This is a genomic window from Spirillospora sp. NPDC047418 (genome assembly GCF_040643275.1).
Lineage (GTDB): Bacteria > Actinomycetota > Actinomycetes > Streptosporangiales > Streptosporangiaceae > Spirillospora.
Genome location: NZ_JBEYTW010000045.1, coordinates 46,964 through 64,555, shown reverse-complemented (window position 1 = coordinate 64,555; position 17,592 = coordinate 46,964). Strand labels below are relative to the sequence as shown.

The 17,592-nt window shown below is 73.1% G+C and carries 17 protein-coding genes and 1 pseudogene; 2 read left to right on the top strand and 16 right to left on the bottom strand.

Annotated features, from left to right (window positions below):
* Positions 1-56 precede the first annotated feature (56 nt).
* The 11 genes from ABZ806_RS25870 to ABZ806_RS25820 all read right to left on the bottom strand — a co-directional run bounded on the left by ABZ806_RS25870 (position 57) and on the right by ABZ806_RS25820 (position 10,794).
* Positions 57-767 (bottom strand): MBL fold metallo-hydrolase, encoded by a 711-nt coding sequence (locus ABZ806_RS25870; RefSeq protein ID WP_500219967.1) that lies wholly within the window; start codon positions 765-767, stop codon positions 57-59.
* Positions 764-1,582: a Cof-type HAD-IIB family hydrolase gene (locus tag ABZ806_RS25865; RefSeq protein ID WP_500219966.1), complete on the bottom strand. Its 819-nt coding sequence runs from the start codon at positions 1,580-1,582 to the stop codon at positions 764-766. Before ABZ806_RS25865 ends, ABZ806_RS25870 begins: the two co-directional genes overlap by 4 nt.
* Complete coding sequence (locus ABZ806_RS25860; protein WP_500219965.1) at positions 1,579-2,391, bottom strand: inositol monophosphatase family protein; 813 nt, start codon at positions 2,389-2,391, stop codon at positions 1,579-1,581. Before ABZ806_RS25860 ends, ABZ806_RS25865 begins: the two co-directional genes overlap by 4 nt.
* Positions 2,388-3,173, bottom strand: a complete 786-nt coding sequence (locus tag ABZ806_RS25855) for an HAD family hydrolase (RefSeq protein WP_500219964.1) — start codon at positions 3,171-3,173, stop codon at positions 2,388-2,390. Before ABZ806_RS25855 ends, ABZ806_RS25860 begins: the two co-directional genes overlap by 4 nt.
* Entirely contained in the window at positions 3,170-4,303 is a 1,134-nt protein-coding gene (locus tag ABZ806_RS25850; RefSeq protein ID WP_500219963.1) for an ABC transporter ATP-binding protein, read from the bottom strand. Before ABZ806_RS25850 ends, ABZ806_RS25855 begins: the two co-directional genes overlap by 4 nt.
* Before the next feature lie 3 nt (positions 4,304-4,306).
* Positions 4,307-6,130 (bottom strand): ABC transporter permease, encoded by a 1,824-nt coding sequence (locus ABZ806_RS25845; protein ID WP_500219962.1) that lies wholly within the window; start codon positions 6,128-6,130, stop codon positions 4,307-4,309.
* A gap of 72 nt (positions 6,131-6,202) precedes the next feature.
* Complete coding sequence (locus tag ABZ806_RS25840; RefSeq protein WP_500219961.1) at positions 6,203-7,390, bottom strand: ABC transporter substrate-binding protein; 1,188 nt, start codon at positions 7,388-7,390, stop codon at positions 6,203-6,205.
* Between the two features lie 70 nt (positions 7,391-7,460).
* Positions 7,461-8,120, bottom strand: a complete 660-nt coding sequence (locus ABZ806_RS25835) for a DUF47 domain-containing protein (RefSeq protein ID WP_500219960.1) — start codon at positions 8,118-8,120, stop codon at positions 7,461-7,463.
* Positions 8,117-9,097, bottom strand: a complete 981-nt coding sequence (locus ABZ806_RS25830) for an inorganic phosphate transporter (RefSeq protein ID WP_500219959.1) — start codon at positions 9,095-9,097, stop codon at positions 8,117-8,119. Before ABZ806_RS25830 ends, ABZ806_RS25835 begins: the two co-directional genes overlap by 4 nt.
* Positions 9,094-10,089, bottom strand: coding sequence for a Gfo/Idh/MocA family protein (locus tag ABZ806_RS25825; protein WP_500219958.1), 996 nt, complete (start codon positions 10,087-10,089; stop codon positions 9,094-9,096). The genes ABZ806_RS25830 and ABZ806_RS25825 overlap by 4 nt, the downstream gene beginning before the upstream one ends.
* A gap of 231 nt (positions 10,090-10,320) precedes the next feature.
* A complete protein-coding gene (locus ABZ806_RS25820) occupies positions 10,321-10,794 on the bottom strand; it encodes a CBS domain-containing protein (protein WP_500219957.1) in 474 nt (157 codons plus the stop codon).
* 115 nt (positions 10,795-10,909) lie between these two features.
* On the opposite strand from ABZ806_RS25820, the gene ABZ806_RS25815 reads away from it, so the two are divergent.
* Both ABZ806_RS25815 and ABZ806_RS25810 read left to right on the top strand, forming a co-directional pair.
* Complete coding sequence (locus ABZ806_RS25815) at positions 10,910-11,935, top strand: SDR family oxidoreductase (protein WP_500219970.1); 1,026 nt, start codon at positions 10,910-10,912, stop codon at positions 11,933-11,935.
* A 34-nt stretch (positions 11,936-11,969) separates the two neighbouring features.
* Entirely contained in the window at positions 11,970-13,778 is a 1,809-nt protein-coding gene (locus ABZ806_RS25810; protein WP_500219956.1) for a thiamine pyrophosphate-requiring protein, read from the top strand.
* Between the two features lie 6 nt (positions 13,779-13,784).
* Here ABZ806_RS25810 and ABZ806_RS25805 read toward each other — a convergent pair whose 3' ends face one another.
* The 5 genes and pseudogenes from ABZ806_RS25805 to ABZ806_RS25785 form a co-directional block, all read right to left on the bottom strand.
* Complete coding sequence (locus ABZ806_RS25805) at positions 13,785-14,381, bottom strand: LOG family protein (protein ID WP_500219955.1); 597 nt, start codon at positions 14,379-14,381, stop codon at positions 13,785-13,787.
* Between the two features lie 17 nt (positions 14,382-14,398).
* Positions 14,399-16,000 (bottom strand): ABC transporter permease, encoded by a 1,602-nt coding sequence (locus tag ABZ806_RS25800; RefSeq protein ID WP_500219954.1) that lies wholly within the window; start codon positions 15,998-16,000, stop codon positions 14,399-14,401.
* On the bottom strand, positions 15,997-16,446 hold the full coding sequence (locus tag ABZ806_RS25795) for an ATP-binding protein DrrA1-3 family domain-containing protein (protein ID WP_500219969.1): 450 nt from the start codon (positions 16,444-16,446) through the stop codon (positions 15,997-15,999). The genes ABZ806_RS25800 and ABZ806_RS25795 overlap by 4 nt, the downstream gene beginning before the upstream one ends.
* A gap of 33 nt (positions 16,447-16,479) precedes the next feature.
* Positions 16,480-16,827, bottom strand: a pseudogene (locus ABZ806_RS25790) (ATP-binding cassette domain-containing protein); the annotation flags it as partial.
* A 67-nt stretch (positions 16,828-16,894) separates the two neighbouring features.
* Entirely contained in the window at positions 16,895-17,560 is a 666-nt protein-coding gene (locus tag ABZ806_RS25785; protein ID WP_500219953.1) for a TetR/AcrR family transcriptional regulator, read from the bottom strand.
* Positions 17,561-17,592 lie beyond the last annotated feature (32 nt).

The window sequence follows — 17,592 nt, the reverse complement described above, 5'->3', positions numbered from 1 at the left end:
GTTATGAGCGGCCTCATAACAACAACACGCCGCAGGTCAACGGAGCGGCGGACGTGTTAGGGGATTAGGCGTAGGGCGGGGGTTGCGAGGGTTATTGGGGTGTCGCAGGACTCTCTGGCTTCGTTGAGGGCGGCTGCTGGGTCGGCCCAGGGGCGTAGGTGGGTTAGGACGAGGTGGTCCGCGGCGGCCTGCTGTGCCAGGGCGCCTGCTTGGGCCGGGGTGAGGTGGGTTTCGGCGGAGCCGGGGGTTTGGACGGACGCCGCTGCTTCGCACAGGAGGATGTTGGTACCGCGAGCGAGCTCCAGCAGTTCGGGGCATTCGCCGGTGTCGCCGGAGTAGGTGAGGGTGCGGCCGCCGGCGGTCACGCGGACGCCCAGGGCGGGGACCGAGTGCCGGACCGGGGCCGTCTCGATCGTGAACGGGCCCAGCGCGCAGGGTTCCGGGGGCGGGGTGCGCCAGTCGAAGGCGTACTCGTAGCGGGGCGGTGCGGCCTCTCCGGCGGGGGCGATCACCGGGAGCCGCGGGAACGGGCCGCGGTGGTGCCGGATGTAGGCGAGGGGGACGAGGTCCGCGCAGTGGTCGCGGTGGCCGTGGCTGATGATCACGGCGTCGATCTGGCGGGGGTCGGCGAAGCGCTGCAGGGGGCCGAGCGCGCCCGTGCCGGCGTCCAGGAGGAGCCGGAAGCCCGCGTGCTCCAGCAGGTAGCAGGAGCACGCGGCGTCCGGCCCCGGGACCGACCCGGCGCAGCCGATGACGGTCAGGATCACGGCAGGACGCGCGCGACCAGGTCGGCGACCGCGCCGTCCGCGCAGGGCGCGACGACGATGTCCGCGGCGGTGCGGACCGCCTCGGCGCCGTCGCCCACCGCGGCGCCGAGGCCGGCGACCTGGATCATGTCCAGGTCGTTGGGGTTGTCGCCGATCGCCGCGATCTCCGAGAGCGCCACGCCGCGGGCGGCGGCCAACTCGCGGAGCGCGGCGCCCTTCGTCGCGCCCGCCGGGAGCGCCTCCAGGTAGGTGCTCTCCGACCGGACGAGGGTGACGCCCTCGGCGTTCGCCGCCACGATCTCCTCGGCCGGGTCCATCAGCTCGGGGCGGTCGCAGACCATCATGACCTTGGTGATGTCGTCGAGCGGCAGGTCGCTCCACGCGCCGACGGGGGCCAGCGCGATGCCGTCCCGGTCGGCGTACTCGCGCAGCGCCGGGCTGACGGCGACCACGTGGGCGCGGCCGCCGCTGAACGCCACCGGCCACACCCCTGCGGGCAGGGAGCCGAACAGCATCGTCAGCTTCGCCCAGGTGGCCGCGCTCAGGCACCGCCGGTACAGGACGGCGCCGGTGCTCAGGTCGACCACGCGCGCCCCGTTGTAGAGGATCGCGGGGGTGGTGAGGCCGAGCGCCCGGTAGTAGGGGAGCGCGGCGGCCTCGCTGCGCCCGGTCGCGATGACGACCGTGCCGCCCGCGTCCATGAAGCGGCGCAGCGCGGCGAGGCCCGATTCGACGATCTCCTTGTCGCGGCCGACGAGGGTGCCGTCGAGGTCGGTGACGATCCAGTCGACCGTGCGGACGCCGGTGGTGCTCACGCGCCGGTCACCTCGCGCATGACGGAACCGTCGAGGTCGAACCCGCCGACGCAGGCCAGATAGCCGGGCGCCAGGTGGTCGGGGGCGCCGGGCTCCCCGCCGAGCGGCAGGTACGTCCCGCCCGCCTGCCGGACGAGCAGCAGCGCCGCGGTGATGTCCCAGGCGTTGATGGACGGGTCGTAGGCCACGTCGGTCCAGCCGGCGGCGACGTGCGCGAGGGTGAGCGCGGCGCTGCCGGGGCGGCGCAGCGTGGCGAACGCGTCCACCATCTGGCCGAAGCGGCGCAGCGCGGCGTCGCGGTCGGCGTCCAGCTCGCGGGCGTTCGGGTAGGACGTGGCGATGACGGCGGTCGCGTCGCGGGAGGCGCCCCGGCTCTGGATGGGCGTCCCGTTGCAGGTCGCGCCGCCGAGGGACGCGCTGAACATCTCGTCCCGCACCGGGTCGTACACCGCGCCCGCGACGACCTCGCCGCCCGCGACGGCGCCGATGGACACGCAGAAGAACGGCAGGCCGACGGCGAAGTTCGCGGTCCCGTCGATGGGGTCGACGTACCAGCGGATGTCGCCGTCCTCGCCCTGCGCGCCGCCCTCCTCGCCGACGACGACGCTGCCCGGCGTCTCCTTGCCGAGCACCTCCCGGATGGTCTCCTCCGCCGCGCGGTCGTGCTCGGTGACGGGGTCGTGCATGTCGCGCTTGGTGTCGACCTCGGGACGCGACCGGAACGCCGTCCGCAGCCGGTCCCCCGTGGCCCGAGCGGCGAGCTCGGCGATTCCGGCCAGTTCCCGCGATGCGGGGACATCGACGTTCATGCGTCTCCTTCTGTGGCGTTGATGAGCAGTTCCAGGAGCCCGTGGCCGTCGTCGACGACCGCGTCGGGGCGCGACCGGACCTCGTACGGGACGTCGTAGGTCCCCTTGGCGACCATGAGGATGTTGCCGCCGACGCCGGCGCGGTGCCCGCAGACGACGTCGCGGTCGAAGTTGTCGCCGGCGTACCAGGCGTCCGCCGGCTCGATGCCGAGGGCCCGGGTCGCGATCCAGATCATCTCCGGGTTGGGTTTGCGCACGCCGACCTCGTCGCTGTAGACCTCGAAGGCCAGCTTCCCGTCCAGGCCCGTCGCGGCGGTGAAGTCCCGGTGGACGGCGCCCGACAGCGCGTTGGACACGACCGCGCAGGGAATGCCGAGCGCGTCGGCGGCGTCCAGCAGCTCGGGGATGCCGGGCCGGATGCGGCGGTCCTGCCGCAGCTCCCCCATCCGCTTGCACAGCGGGGTCGCGTGCGCGATGACCAGCTGCCGGGCGGACGCCGGCCAGTCGGCGGCCACGTAGTCGCCCCAGAACGCGGCGTGCGTCATCTCCGCCGGCGCGTACGGGCGGGACATGGCGTCCTTCCAGCGCTTGTCGGCGGTCACGCCGGCCTTGATGTCGGTCTCGACGGCGGCGGCGTCGAGGTCGCGGCATCCGGCGCGGACGAGGGTCGCGTGCACCTCCTTCGCCAGCGCCGCCGACCAGCCCGCCCGGCGGGACGTCTCGACCAGCACGCCGCCGAAGTCGAGCAGCAGCGCCCGCGGCCTGCGCAGCGAACCGTTCACGAGGCCGCCTTCTGGACGGGGGCGGCCGCGTCGTCCCAGGCGCCGATCCGGGCGCCGTCCGCGGCGAACAGGTGCAGCCGCTTCGGCCGCGCCCAGCAGCGGAGCCGGTCGCCCGGCCCGGCCTCGGGGTCCTCGTGGGTGACGGCGAACATCTCGGTGTCGAGGACGCGCAGCTGCACGGTCCAGCTCGACCCGGTCGGCAGCACGGTCTCGATGACGGCCTCCTCCGACCAGGCCGTGTCGGGCACGTCGTCCGGCGAGGCCGCCAGCTTCAGCGCCTCGGGCCGGATGCCGACGCAGTGCGGTGCCCCGGCGCCGGCGCGCTTCTCCACGTACCGCAGCAGCGACCCGGCGACGCCGGCGGGCTCGGCCCCGATCTCGACGATGTTCATCGGCGGGCTTCCCACGAACTCGGCGACGAACCGGTTGCCCGGCCGCTCGTACATCTCCATCGGCGGTGCCACCTGCTGCAACTCCCCCTCCGACATGACCGCGATGTGCGTGGCCATCGTCATGGCCTCCATCTGATCATGCGTGACGAACACGACGGTCGCACCGGTCTCGTCGTGGATGCGCTTCAGCTCCGCCCGCATCTCCAGGCGCAGCCGCGCGTCCAGGTTCGACAGCGGCTCGTCCAGCAGCAGGACGTCGGGGTCGACGGCGAGCATGCGGGCCAGCGCGACGCGCTGCTGCTGGCCGCCCGACAGCTGCGACGGGTACCGGTCCATGCAGTCGGCGACGTGCACCTTCTCCAGCGCCTCCTCGGCGCGGGCCCTGCGCTTGTCGGCCGGGACCTTGCGCATCCGCAGCCCGAACTCGGTGTTCTTGCGGACGGTGAGGTGCGGCCAGAGCGCGTAGTTCTGGAAGACGAGCCCCATGTCCCGCTTCTCCGGCGGGATGTAGACGCCGCGCTCGACCGAGTCCAGGACCCGGTCCCCCACCGCGATCTCACCCAGCGTCGGCTGCTCCAGCCCGGCGATCATGCGCAGGGTGGTCGTCTTGCCGCAGCCGGACGGGCCGAGCAGGCAGGTGAACGAGCCGTCCGGGATGGTGAGGTCCAGGTCCTTCACCGCCGGGCGCGCGCCGCTCGTATAGGTCTTGACCACTCCGCTGAGGGTGATGGCCGGCATTGATCAACCTCCGATGCCCGAGGCCAGGCTGCTCTTGGTGAGCCGCTGGGCCAGGTAGGTCATGGTGAACGAGAGAAGGGCGATGATGAGCACGACCCCGTTGGCGAGCTGGGTGTAGCCGTAGTCGACGAGCCCGATCGACAGTGTCGTCAGCAGCTGCGTCCCGGACGTCGTCAGCATGATGACGATGCTGAGCTCCTTCAGCCCGGAGATGAACGGCAGCACCACGCCGGTGACGAGGGCGCCCCGCTGGATCGGGATGATGATCCGGATCATGCGGGTCGGCCACCGCGCGCCGCTGATCTGCGCGGCCTCCTCCGGTTCCCGGCCGAGCTGCATCATCGCCGAGATCCCGGACCGGGACGAGTACGGCAGGTGCGTGACGGTGAGCACCAGGACGAGCAGCGTGATCGTCCCGTAGAGGGCGGGGATCGGGCCGCGCCGCACCGCGAACAGCGACAGGCAGGCGGCGGCGAACGCGATGCCGGGGACCAGGTAGGGCAGGAACGACACCTGCCGCAGGAACCCCGAGACGCGGCTGCCCGCGCCGCGCACCACGACGTACCCGATCAGCAGCCCGAGGAAGCCGCAGAACAGCGAGGCGAGCCCGACGATCCGCAGGCTGTTCCAGGCGGCGTCCCACAGCTCGGTGCCGCGCAGCACGCCGTGCGGGAAGCCGACGGCGCCCTGGATGTCGGAGGCCAGCCAGAACTTGAGCGTGAAGTTGTCGGCGGTGAACACGCCGGGCACCTTGGTGATGGTCGAGAAGAACAGGGTCAGCACCGGGATGACGACGCTGGCGGCGAACACGGCCATGCCGAGGCCCCAGGCGGGCCAGCGCCAGCGCCGCAGGTCGCTGCGGCGGTCCATGGCGCCCTTCCCGCCGACCGTGACGAACCGGCGCTGCTCGCGGACGAGCCGCGTGTCGAAGACCACCACGAGCACGCCGATCAGCACGATCACGCCCGCGAGCGTGGACGCGACGCCGGTGCTGCGGTCCCGGATGGCGTGGTACAGGGTGGTGGACAGCACGTTGTAGTCGGCGGGCAGCCCGAGGATGTACGGGGTGCCGAACGTGCCGAGGACGCGCCCGAGGACGAGCAGCACCGCCGACGACAGGGCGGGCAGCATCAGCGGCAGCGTGATGCGGCGCATGACCGTCCGGCCGCCCGCGCCGAGGATGCGGGCCGAGTCCTCCAGCTGCGAGTCGATGCGGCGCAGCGCGTTGCCGAACAGCAGCAGGACGAACGGGTAGTAGTGCAGGCCGAGCGTGACGATGATCGGCAGCTGCCCGTAGGCGAGCCAGTCGGGGGTGTGGATCCCGGCGCCCTGCAGGTAGCCGACCTGCCCGCCGGACCCGTTGTTCTTGAACAGCGTCAGCCAGGCCAGCGCGAACGTCCAGGACGGCAGCATGTAGGGGACGACCAGCGCGCCGGCCAGGAACTTGCGGCCCGGGACGTTGGTGCGCGTGACGAGCCAGGCCATCGAGCCGCCGACCACGAGGGCGAACACGATGACGCCGACCGCGACCGTGAGGGTGTGCCACAGCGGTTCCCAGAACAGCAGGTGGCTGACGGGCGAGCGGAAGACCCGCCACAGGTAGTAGCTCGTCCACGAGCCGTAGTCGCGGCCCGAGCGCGCCTCGTCCCCGTACTGCACCCGGCCCGCGTCCGAGACCACCGAGACCAGCGGGGCGATGACGAAGTACAGCAGTGCGATGCTCAGCACGATGCCGAGGAGCACGGTGGGATCGCGCAGCAGCACGCGGGATCGGTAGAGCGCGCGCCGGCCGCGAGACGCCGGCCGTGCGGGGGCGTCGACCGCCATGGAAGGTTCCTCCGGGTGAGGGTGGAGCCCCGGCAGGCCGAGGGAGGGCGGCCTGCCGGGACGCGAGCGGGATCAGGAGTGGTTGACGCGCCAGAAGTCCTTGATGTCCTGGCGCGAGCGGAAGTCGGGGAGGAGGTTCTTCGAGGAGAAGGAGTAGAGCTGGGTGTTCCAGTCCGTCAGCCCGGGGGCGTTCTCCGGGCTCTGCCCGACCTCCTTGTTGCCGGACACGCCGCCGCTGCCGGACTCCAGCGCGAAGCCCTCCTTCGTCATCGCGAAGTGGACGAACAGCTTGGCGGCGTTCGGGTGCTCGGACTTGGTCGCGATCGTGGCGAACTTCGGGTACCCGAAGCCGACCCACGGCTGAAGGCCCTCGCAGACCTTCATGTGGTAGCCCTTCTCCTCGATGTCGCGGAACTTCGAGATGGAGAACAGGCCGATCCGCTTCTCGGTCTGGTTGGGCGCGCCGACCCCGGTCGCGACGTCCTCGTCCTCGGTGGTGAGCACCGGCGAGTTCTTCGCCATCCGCTTCACCCACTCGTAGGCGGCGTCCTTCTCCTTGGTGTCGAGCTTGCCCTTGCCGAGCTGCTCATAGGCGGCGGCGAGCTTGTCGGCGCCCTGCTCCGACATCTGCGTGAACCACTGGGTGAAGACCTCCTTGCCCAGCGGGTCCTGGTACATCACCTTGCCCTTCCAGGCCGGCTCGGTGAGCTCCCAGGCGTTCTTCACCGGGCAGCCCTGCGGGCTGAGCTTGTCGTTGTAGGCGAACACGTACGCCTTGCGGATCATCATCAGCGGGTTCCGGTCGGCCTCGTCGATGTTCTTGGCGAGGTCCGGCGGGATCCAGGTCTTGACGATCTTCTGCGGCAGCAGCTGGCCGGCCAGCATCGGGCCGTCCTCGAACAGGCTGACGTCGATGGTGACGTTGCCGGCCTGCGCCTCGCGGGTCATCTTCTCGGCGGTCGCGGCGGCCTTGGACTTCACGCCCTCGGCCTTGATGCCGTACTTCTTCTCGAACGCGGCGGCCACGTCCTTGACGTCGCCGCTGCCGTCGTAGGCGAGGACGCTGCCCTCCTTCTTCGCGGCGGCGATGAGCGCGTCGAGGTCGAAGCTCGCGGCGTCCTCGACGGTCGCCTGGGGGACGGCCTGGTCCGCCCCCTCCTGCTCGCTGGTGGACGGCGCGCAGGCGGTCAGCGCGGCGGCGAAGACGACCGCGGCGGCGCCGGCACGGGCCCGCCTGGCCCGGACGGTGTTGCGGATCATGATGGGTTCTCTCCTTGCGAGTCGCCGTCGGCCTGCGACCTGCGGCTGGGTGGGGGTGGGGGGTGAGGGGTCAGTGACTGCGTTTGAGCATCGCGTCCGAGAGCGCGTCGGCGGCGTCCCCGAGGCGCCGCCCCACCGCGTCCAGCCGGTCGAGCAGCTCGCGCCTGCGCAGGACGTCGATGTTGAGCGGGCCGGCGAACAGCAGCGCGAGCGCCGCCTGCCGGAACTCCCGGACGCGGTTGCCGGCCTTGCGCGCGCCCAGCGCCGCGATCGTGACGGCGGCGGGCTCGGCGAGGACCTTCCGGACGGCGGCGTCGAGGGCGGTCAGCCCTTCCAGCACCGCCTCCAGCGGCGGGACGGCGAAGCCGAGTTCGGGCGGCCCGAACATGTCGGCCTCGCGGACGAAGTCGCGGAGGTTGTCCAGGACGTCGTCGACGGAGCGGGAGAGCCGGTAGAGGTCCTCCCGGTCGATGGGGGTGGCCAGGACGCCGCGCAGCATCGCGGCGAGCGCGGCGCGCTCGGCGTCGCCGGCGTGCTCGATCTCGCCCATCCGGGCGCGGGCGGCCGCGGAGGGGACCCGCCCGGCGGCGAGCTCGCGGGCCAGTTCGGCGCCGTCGCGGGCGGCGCTGAGCTGCCGGGCGACCTGCCCGATGACGCGGTCGCCGGACCGGCCGCGCAGGTCGTCCCAGACGAGCCGCAGCCGGCGGGCGGGGCGGACGGCGGCGTTCACAGCGCCCTCATCGCCAGGCCGCCGACGACGCCGCCGGCGAACGCGAGCGGGAGGGTGAACACCCAGGCCGCGCCGATGCCGAGGACGTTCTGCCAGCGCACCCGCGCGGCGCCCTCGCTGGCGGCGACGCCGACGACCCCGGCGGTGACCGACTGCGTCATGCTGACCGGCGCGCCCGCGATCGAGCTGGCCGCGACGGACGCGGCGGCCGCCGCCTCGGTGGAGACCACGTGCAGCGGCCGGGCGAGCACCAGCCCGCGGCCGAGCCGCTCCCCCACCCGGTGCACGGCGCTGAGCGCGCCGGCGCAGAACACGACCGCGATCGCGATGAGCACCAGCGGGGTGGGCTGGACGGGCCCGATCGCGCCCAGCCGCCGGGTGGAGACGACGTGCCGCGCCACGCTGACGACGGCGAGCATCTTCTGCCCGTCGTTGGCGGCGTAGGCGGCGCACTGGGCGCTGTAGGCGAGGACGTGCGCGGTCCGCACGGCGCCGGGCATGCCGGCGAAGGACGGGATCCGCCGGGAGGCGAGCCCGAGCCCGTAGCCGACCGACATCCCGACGAGCGGGGCCGCCGCGCCGATGGCCAGGACGAGGGCGAGCCCGCGCCAGGAGACGTCCAGCCCCATGCCGAGCCCGGCGCCGCCGATGCCGCCCACGATCGCGAGGGTCAGGCTGGTCGGCAGCCCCCGCCGCGACAGCGCGGCGACGACGGCGAGCGCGACGGTCACGCCGAGCAGGAAGGCGAGGGCGCCGCGCCGGTCGCCGAGGTCGGTGAGCCCCTCGGTGAACGTCCGCGCGACGGCGACCGTCCACTGCGGGACGAGCACCAGCGGCACGAGCACCAGCGCCATCAGCAGGGGCCCCGACGAGCGGGGGTACCGGCCGCTCAGCCCGAGCAGGGCCGCGCCGTCGTTGACCCCGGTGACCCAGACGAAGGCCAGCGCCAGCGCGGCGAACGCCATCGCCCAGATCATCGCAGCTCCGCCAGCGCGACCCGGCGCCCCTCGCGCAGCGACAGCGTGGCCGCCTCGGCGACGAGGAACGCCTCCAGCGCCTCGTCCACGGTGCAGGGGCTCGGCGCGTTGCCCTTGGCCATCTCTAGGAACGTTCCAATCTCGTTCGCGTAGGCGGGGTCGAAGCGCTCCTGGAAATCGGTCCACGGGTCGCCGGACGGCCAGTCGACGCCGGGTTCGGCCGACCGGAGCGGAGCGCGCTCGTCCAGCCCGACCACCCAGGTGGCCTCCGTGCCGGCCAGCTCCATGCGGACGTCGTAGCCGGCGCCGTTGTACCGGGAGCCCTGCAGCGTGGCGATCGTCCCGTCGTCCATCTCCAGGACGGCGGCGCTCGTGTCCACGTCGCCGGCCGCCGCGAAGTAGGCGTCGCCGCGGTTGGCGCCGACGGCGGTCACCGCCGCGACCTCGCGGCCGGTGACCCAGCGCAGGATGTCGAAGTCGTGGATGTGGCAGTCGCGGAAGATCCCGCCGGAGGAGCGGACGTACTCGGCGGGCGGCGGCGCCGGGTCCGCGGTGACGAGGTGGACGCGGTGCAGGGTGCCGAGGCGGCCGTCCAGCACGGCCCGGCGCGCCGCCGTGTAGCCCGCGTCGAACCGGCGCTGGAAGCCGATGTGCACCGGGACGCCGGTCTTGGCGGTGCGGTCGCGGACCGCCAGCGTCGTGGTCAGGTCGGGGGCGACGGGCTTCTCGCAGAAGGCGGGGACGCCCGCGTCGCAGGCGCGGCCGAGCAGGTCGGCGTGCGTGGTGGTGGGGGTGGCGATGACGACCGCGTCGAGCCCGGCGCCGAGCACCGCGTCCGGATCGCCGGCGCCGGCGCCCATCGGCCCGGCGAGCGCCGCGGCGCGGCGGACGTCGGCGTCGCCGATGAGCAGGGCGTCCACCTGGGGGTGCCCGCCCAGGAACCGGGCGTGCCATGCCCCGATCCGCCCCGCGCCCAACAGTCCGACCCGCATGGTGCCTCCCAAGACCTGTCCGATCGGATGGCGAGTTCGCCGGGTGGACCGATGGTGGACACCGGCCGTTCACCTTCTCGTCATCTTCATGTGGCTTGAGGCACATTTGTAGCCCGCGCCGGACGGGCAGTCAATACTTTGTTCTTACATCTAGACGTTCTGACTTGAAGTCATCGCTACCTGACACTGTGTCCGGCGGCGCGGCGCGGGAGCGGTCCCGGTGGGCGCGGGTCAGCCGTCCCCGGGCGCGGGAAGGAGGCGGTTCAGCAGGTGGGCAGCGGTGACGACACCGAGCACGGCGCCCTTGGCGGGGTGCCGCGCGTCGTCGGAGACCGCGACCACGGGGCTGCGGGCGCCCGCCATGGCGCTCGCGATCTCCATCACGGTGGCGTCCGGGCCGACGACGGGGAGCGGCATCGGCTCGTCCTCGATCAGCTCGGCGACGGTCCGGCCGGCCAGCCGGGCGGCCAGCCGGTCGGCGTGCCGCTCGTCGTAGACGCGGGCGAGCGTCGGGTCGTCGCGGACGTGCGGCGGGACGATCCGGCGCAGCAGCCGCGAGCCGGGGACCACCGCGACCGCGCGCCGCCGCTCGTCCACCACGACGAGGCCCGGGAGCCCCTGACCTGCCAGGAGGCGGGCGGCGTCCATCGCGGAGTCCGCCGGCGTCACGGTCGGGTACTCGGCGGCGAGATCACGGGCGCGCACCCGACGACGGTATCCGAGGTCCGCCGGCGCGCGCCGGGCGGCGCGGCGCGGCGTTACAGAGCCCTGGACGCGGGCAGTGGGTCCCTGTACCCGATCCGGCCACCGTGGGAGCGTGATGAAGCACAAGATCGGCAGGGACGGCGTCGTCGTCGTCACCGGCGCCAGCGGCGGCATCGGCCGCGCCGCCGCGACGGCCTTCGCCCGGCGCGGCGCCGGGATCGCCCTCCTGGCGCGCGGCGAGAAGGGCCTGGACGGCGCCGCCGCCGACGTGACGGCGGCCGGCGGCCGGGCGCTCCCCCTCAGCGTCGACATGGCCGACACCGGCCGGGTGGAGGAGGCCGCGCGGCGGGCCGAGGACGAGCTCGGCCCCATCGACGTGTGGGTGAACGTGGCGTTCTCCTCGGTGCTGGCGCCGTTCTGGGAGATCGAGCCGGCGGAGTTCGAGCGCACCACCGAGGTCGCCTACCTCGGCTACGTCAACGGCACCCGGACCGCGCTGCGGCGGATGATGCCGCGCGACCGCGGCGTCATCGTCCAGTGCGGGTCGGCGATGGCCTACCGGGGCATCCCCCTGCAGAGCGCCTACTGCGGCGCCAAGCACGCCATCAAGGGCTTCCACGAGTCGCTGCGGACCGAGCTGATGCACGAGGGCAGCGGCGTGAAGGTGACGATGGTGCAGATGCCCGCGGTCAACACCCCCCAGTTCGACTGGGTCCTGTCGCGGCTGCGCAAGCGCCCGCAGCCCGTCCCGCCCATCTACCAGCCGGAGGTCGCGGCGGACGCGCTGCTGTACGCCGCCGAGCACCCCGCGCGCCGCGAGTACTGGGTCGGCGCGAGCTCGGTCGGCACGATCCTCGGCAACAAGCTCGCGGGCGGCCTGCTGGACCGCTACCTCGCCCGGACGGGCTTCGCGTCGCAGCACACCGACGAGGACGCGCGTCCGGACCGTCCGGCGAACCTGTGGGAGCCCGCCGACGGCCCCTCCGGCGAGGACCACGGGAGCCACGGCCGGTTCGACGAGCGGGCGCACGGGACGAGCCCGCAGCTGTGGGCGGGGCGGCACAAGTACCTGGTGGGGACCGCGACGGCCGGCGCCGCCGCCGGTGCGGCGGTCGGCGCGGCGAGGCTGCTGCGGCGCTGACGGACACGACGACATCACGACGAAGGAGAGATCAATGGCGCAGCAAGTGGCCGACTACGTCCTCCGGCGGCTGACGGAGTGGGGCGTCGATCGGGTCTACGGATACCCGGGCGACGGCATCAACGGGATGCTCGGCGCGTTCGACCGCGCGGAGGGGAAGCCCGAGTTCATCCAGACGCGGCATGAGGAGATGGCCGCGTTCATGGCGTGCGCGCACGCGAAGTTCACCGGCGAGGTCGGCGTCTGCACGGCGACGTCCGGTCCGGGGGCGATCCACCTGCTGAACGGGCTGTACGACGCCAAGCTGGACCACCAGCCGGTCGTCGCGATCATCGGGCAGCAGAAGCGGCTCTCCCAGGGCACCCACTACCAGCAGGAGGTGAACCTGGAGAACCTGTTCTCCGACGTGTCGGAGTTCTGCCAGATCGTCATGGCGCCGGGGCAGATGCGGCACGTCATCGACCGCGCGTTCAAGACGGCGCTCACCACCCGCGGCGTCGCGACGATCATCGTTCCGGAGGACGTCCAGGAGTCGGAGGCGGTGCCGTCGCCGCCGAAGGAGCACGGCTCGGTGTACTCCAGCGTCGGCTGGAGCCGGCCGCGGGTTCTGCCGAACAAGGAGGAGCTGCACAAGGCGGCGCGGATCCTCAACGAGGGCCAGAAGGTAGCGATGCTGGTCGGCCAGGGCGCGGCGAACGCGCACGCGGAGCTGATCGAGACCGCCGAGCTGCTCGGCGCCGGCGTCGCCAAGGCGCTGCTCGGCCGCGAGGTCCTGCCGGACGACCTGCCGTTCGTCACCGGCCCGATCGGGCTGCTCGGCTCGAAGGCCAGCGACGAGATGATCATGAACTGCGACGTGCTGTTCATGATCGGCACGAGCTTCCCGTACGCCGAGTGGCTGCCGGACGAGGGCAGCTGCAAGGGCGTCGAGATCGACATCGACGGCCGCATGATCGGCATCCGCTACCCGATGGACGCGCACGTCGTCGGGGACGCCAAGGAGACGCTCCGGGAGCTGATCCCGCTGCTCGAACGCAAGAAGGACCGGTCCTGGCGCAAGGAGATCGAGAAGAACGTCCGCGCCTGGGACACGGTCATGGACAAGCGCGCGGGGCAGAACTTCGAGGGGAAGATCAACCCGCAGGCCGTCGCGCACGAGGTGTCCCCGCTGCTGCCGGACGGCGCGATCCTCACCGCCGACTCGGGGTCGGCCACCAACTGGTGGGCCCGGCACATCAAGCTCCGCGACGGGATGCAGGCGTCGCTGTCGGGCACGCTCGCCACGATGGGGCCCGGCGTCCCGTACGCGATCGCGGCCCGGTTCGCGTTCCCGGACCGCCCGGTGATCTGCTTCGTCGGCGACGGCGCGTTCCAGATGAACGGCATGAACGAGATGCTCACCGTCAAGCGGTACGCCGACCGGCTGGCCGGCTCCCCGCCGCTGGTCTTCGCCGTGTTCAACAACCAGGACCTCAACCAGGTCACGTGGGAGCAGCGCGCGATGGGCGGCGACCCGAAGTTCAAGGGCTCGCAGAACATCCCGGACTTCGCGTACGCCGAGTTCGCCGAGATGTGCGGCCTCAAGGGCATCTACTGCGACAAGCCGAAGAAGGTCACCGACGCCTGGAAAGAGGCCCTCGCCAGCGACCGGCCCGTCGTGGTCGAGTTCGTGGTGGACGACGAGATCGCCCCCATCCCGCCGCACATCATGAAGGACCAGGCGAAGAAGGCGGTCAAGGCGGGCCTCAAGGACCCGCAGAAGGTCGGCATGGCGGCCCGCGGCTTCCGGCAGAAGCTCACCGACATGTACGAGAACATGCCGGGCCGCAGGCACGACTCCTAACTACTCCTAGAGCTGGGTCTCGGCGTAGTCCTCCGGGGAGAACTCGATGCGGGGCTGCGCCCGCTCCAGGAGGTCGAACGCCTCGGGGACGGTGGCCGCCCAGCCGATGGCGTCCCAGATCCGGGGGCGGGCGAAGCCCTGCTCGGTGAGCCCGACCATCAGTTCGCGCAGCGGGTCGTACACGCCGGTCGGGTCGAGGATGACGACGGGCTTCTCGTGCATCGCGAGGACCCGGGCCGTCCACACCTCGAACAGCTCCTCCAGCGTGCCGATGCCGCCGGGCAGGACGAGGAACGCGTCGCTGCGCCGGTCCATCTCGCCCTTGCGGGCGCGCATGTCGGGCGTGATGATCAGCTCGTCGTTGTCCTCGTCGGAGATCTCGACGTCGACCAGGCCCTCGGGGATCACCCCGACGGTCCGGGCGCCGCCGGCCCGCGCGGCGCGGGCGACGGCGCCCATGCACGACACCCGGGCGCCGCCGCTGACCAGGCTGTGGCCGCGCCGGGCCAGTTCGGCGCCGGCCTCGGCGGCGAGGTCGACGTGGCGGCGGTCGATCGTGCCGCTGGACGAGCAGAACACGCAGATGGCAAGGGGCTTCGTCACCGGGCCAATCTAACCGCTCAGCGGGTCGCGAGGTCGCGGCGCCGGAAGCCCGCCATGCCGAGCGCGGCCAGGACGGCGGCGAGCGCGGCGAGCCAGACCAGCGGCGCGACGGTGAAGTCCCGCCCGATCTTCGGGACGTGGGTGAACGGCGAGACGTCCATCGCCCACTGGTCCAGGCCGAGCGCGGCGCCGAAGAGCGTGATCAGCGCGCACACCGCGACCGCCGCCCACGCACCGCCGGACACCCCGGGGAGCAGCCCGAACAGCGCGACCGCGAGCGCGGCGACCAGCCAGACGGCGGGCAGCTGCGCCAGCGCGGCGCCGAGGACGCGCGGCACCTCGCGGCCGGGGTCGCCGGTGTCGACGCCGTGCGCCGTCCCCGCGGCGAGCCCCGCGACGGCGAGGACGGCGGCCGAGCCGAGCAGCGGGAACAGCAGGTGGCTCACCGCCCAGCGCAGCCGCCCGGTCGCGGTGGCGAGCAGCGGTTCGGCGCGCTGCGCGGCCTCCTCGGTGCGCAGCCGCAGCGTGGCCGACACCGCGTAGGCGGCCGCGATGAGGCCGAGCATGCTCATCACCGACGCGAAGTAGGCGTCGGTGATTCCGCTCTCGCCACCGATCTGGGTGAAGATCCGCGCGAGGTCGGGGTTGTCCTTCAGCATGTCCTGAACCCCGCCCGCGACCGCGCCGTAGACGATGCCGAGCGCGAGGAAGCCGGCGAGCCACCCGTAGAGGGCGTGGCTCTGCAGCCGCCAGGCGAGCCCGAACGGCCCGGACAGCCGGGCCGGGGCGTCGGCCCGGCCGAGTTTCGGCGGCAGCACGCCCGCGCCGACGTCCCGGCGCGCCGACAGCGTCCCGGCGGCGGCCACCAGGACCGCGACGAGGACGACGACCAGCGCGAGCGTCCACCAGCGCTCGCCGCCGTAGGCGCGGATCCGGTTGATCCAGCCGAACGGCGACAGCCAGCCGAGCCACGACAGCGAGTTCCCGGCGCCGCCGACGTCGGCGGCCATCCGGACCGCGAACGCGCCGCCGAGCGCGGCGAGCGCCGTTCCGCGCGCGGCGCCCGCGCCCTCGCTGAGCTGCGCGGTGACGCCCGCGACCGCCGCGAAGACGCAGCCGCCCGCGGCCATCTGCAGGCCGAACGCCAGCGACCCGGCCAACGGCAGGCCCTGCGCGGCCATCCCGGCGGTGAGCAGGGCGGCGAGGACGAGGTTCGCCGCGAACGTGACCAGGAGCGCGGCGGCCAGCCCGGCGCCGCGCCCGGTGACGGTGGCGCCGAGCAGCTCGCGGCGGCCCGCCTCCTCCTCGGTGCGGGTGTGCCGGACGACGGTGAGCGCGCTGATCAGCCCGACCACGACCGGGATGAACCCGGACCGCTGCGCGATGATGCTGCCGAGGTCGGTGTCGTACATCGGCCCGTAGAGGGCCAGGAACGTCGGGTTCGTCCCGGTGGTCAGCGCGTACTGGAGCCGGTCGGCGGCCTCCGGGTAGAGGCCGTCGGTGGCGCCGACGAAGCCGAGCGGGATCACCGCGATCCAGACCACCCAGGCGGGCAGCAGGACCCGGTCGCGGCGCAGGATCAGCCGGATCAGCCCGCCGGTCCCGGTGAGCGCGTTCACAGGCCCGCCTCCTGCAGCTCGTCCTTGTAGTGGCGCAGGAACAGCTCCTCCAGCGTCGGCGGGCGGCTGACCAGGCTGCGGACGCCGATGCCGGTGAGCACGCGGAGCGCCGCGTCGAGCTGCGGCGTGTCCACCTCGAACGTGACGCTGGTCCCGTCGATCCGGACGTCGTGGGCGCCGGGCAGCGCGAGGCCGTCCGGCGGCGCGGCCAGTTCCGCGTGGATCGAGGTGCGCGTCAGGTGCCGCAGCTCGTCGAGCGTCCCCGACTCGACCGCCACGCCGTTGCGGATGATCGTGACGCGGTCGCAGAGCGCCTCGACCTCGGACAGGATGTGGCTGGACAGCAGGACGGTCCGGCCCGCGCGCCGCTCCTCGCGGACGCACTCCTGGAAGACCTCCTCCATGAGCGGGTCGAGGCCGGAGGTCGGCTCGTCCAGCAGCAGCAGCTCGGCGTCGGACGCGAGCGCCGCGACCAGCCCGACCTTCTGCCGGTTGCCCTTGGAGTAGGCGCGGCCCTTCTTGCGCGGGTCCAGCTCGAAGCGGTCGAGCAGGTCGCTCTTGCGGCGCGGGTCCAGGCCGCCGCGCATCCGGCCGAGCAGGTCGATGACCTCGCCGCCGGACAGGCTCGGCCACAGCGTCACGTCGCCGGGCACGTAGGCGAGCCGGCGGTGCAGCCGCGTCGCGTCCCGCCAGGGGTCGCCGCCGAGCAGCCGCACGGTGCCCGCGTCGGCGCGCAGCAGGCCGAGCAGGACCCGGATCGCGGTCGACTTCCCGGCGCCGTTCGGGCCGAGGAAGCCGTGCACCTCGCCGGGCCGGACGGTCAGGTCGAGACCGTCCAGCGCGCGCGTCCGGCCGAAGCTCTTGACCAGGCCGGATACGGATATCGGGGGCGTGTCAGCGGTCACCGGTACTCCTTGTGGGGGGCTGCCCGCCGGCGGCGAGCATGGACTTCAGGGAGGCGCGCGCCTGCTCGACCAGTTCGGGCGACATGAGGTCGTCGTTCAGGACCTCCAGCGCCGCCAGCGCCATCCGGGGGTAGCCCTCGGCGGTGAGCGTGTCGGCGCCGAGGGCCCGGGACAGGTGCTCGTGCAGGACGACCATGCCGACGCTCATCGCCGTCAGGACGGTGGCGTAGGCGTGCAGGTCATCGGTCTTGGGCTCGTTCATGCCGGCGGTGCCGCGCTCGAGGATCTCCGCGGAGAACGCGACCGCGTCGTCGAAGAGGGTGTTGGCCGCCGCCGAGCCGTCGGTGAGGGAGCGGGCCAGGTACCGCTGGACGGGCAGGGCCGTCCGCATGGCGATCGCCAGGAAGCCGGGGTCGCCCAGCCCGCCGTCGAGGGCCTCCTGCTTGGTCTCGCGGATCACCGCGATGACGTGCTCGTCGCACGCCTGGCGCAGCGCCTCCTTCGTCCCGAAGTGGTGCTGCACCAGGGCGGGCGAGACGCCGGCGGCCCCGGCGATGCCGCGGATGGTCGCGCCCTTCACGCCGTGCTCGGCGAACTCCAGCATCGCCGCGTCCCGGATGCGGGCCCGCCCGGTCAGGTCCTCGTTCCGCTCCATCCACCCCGCCTGTACATATGTTCAGTAGCCTG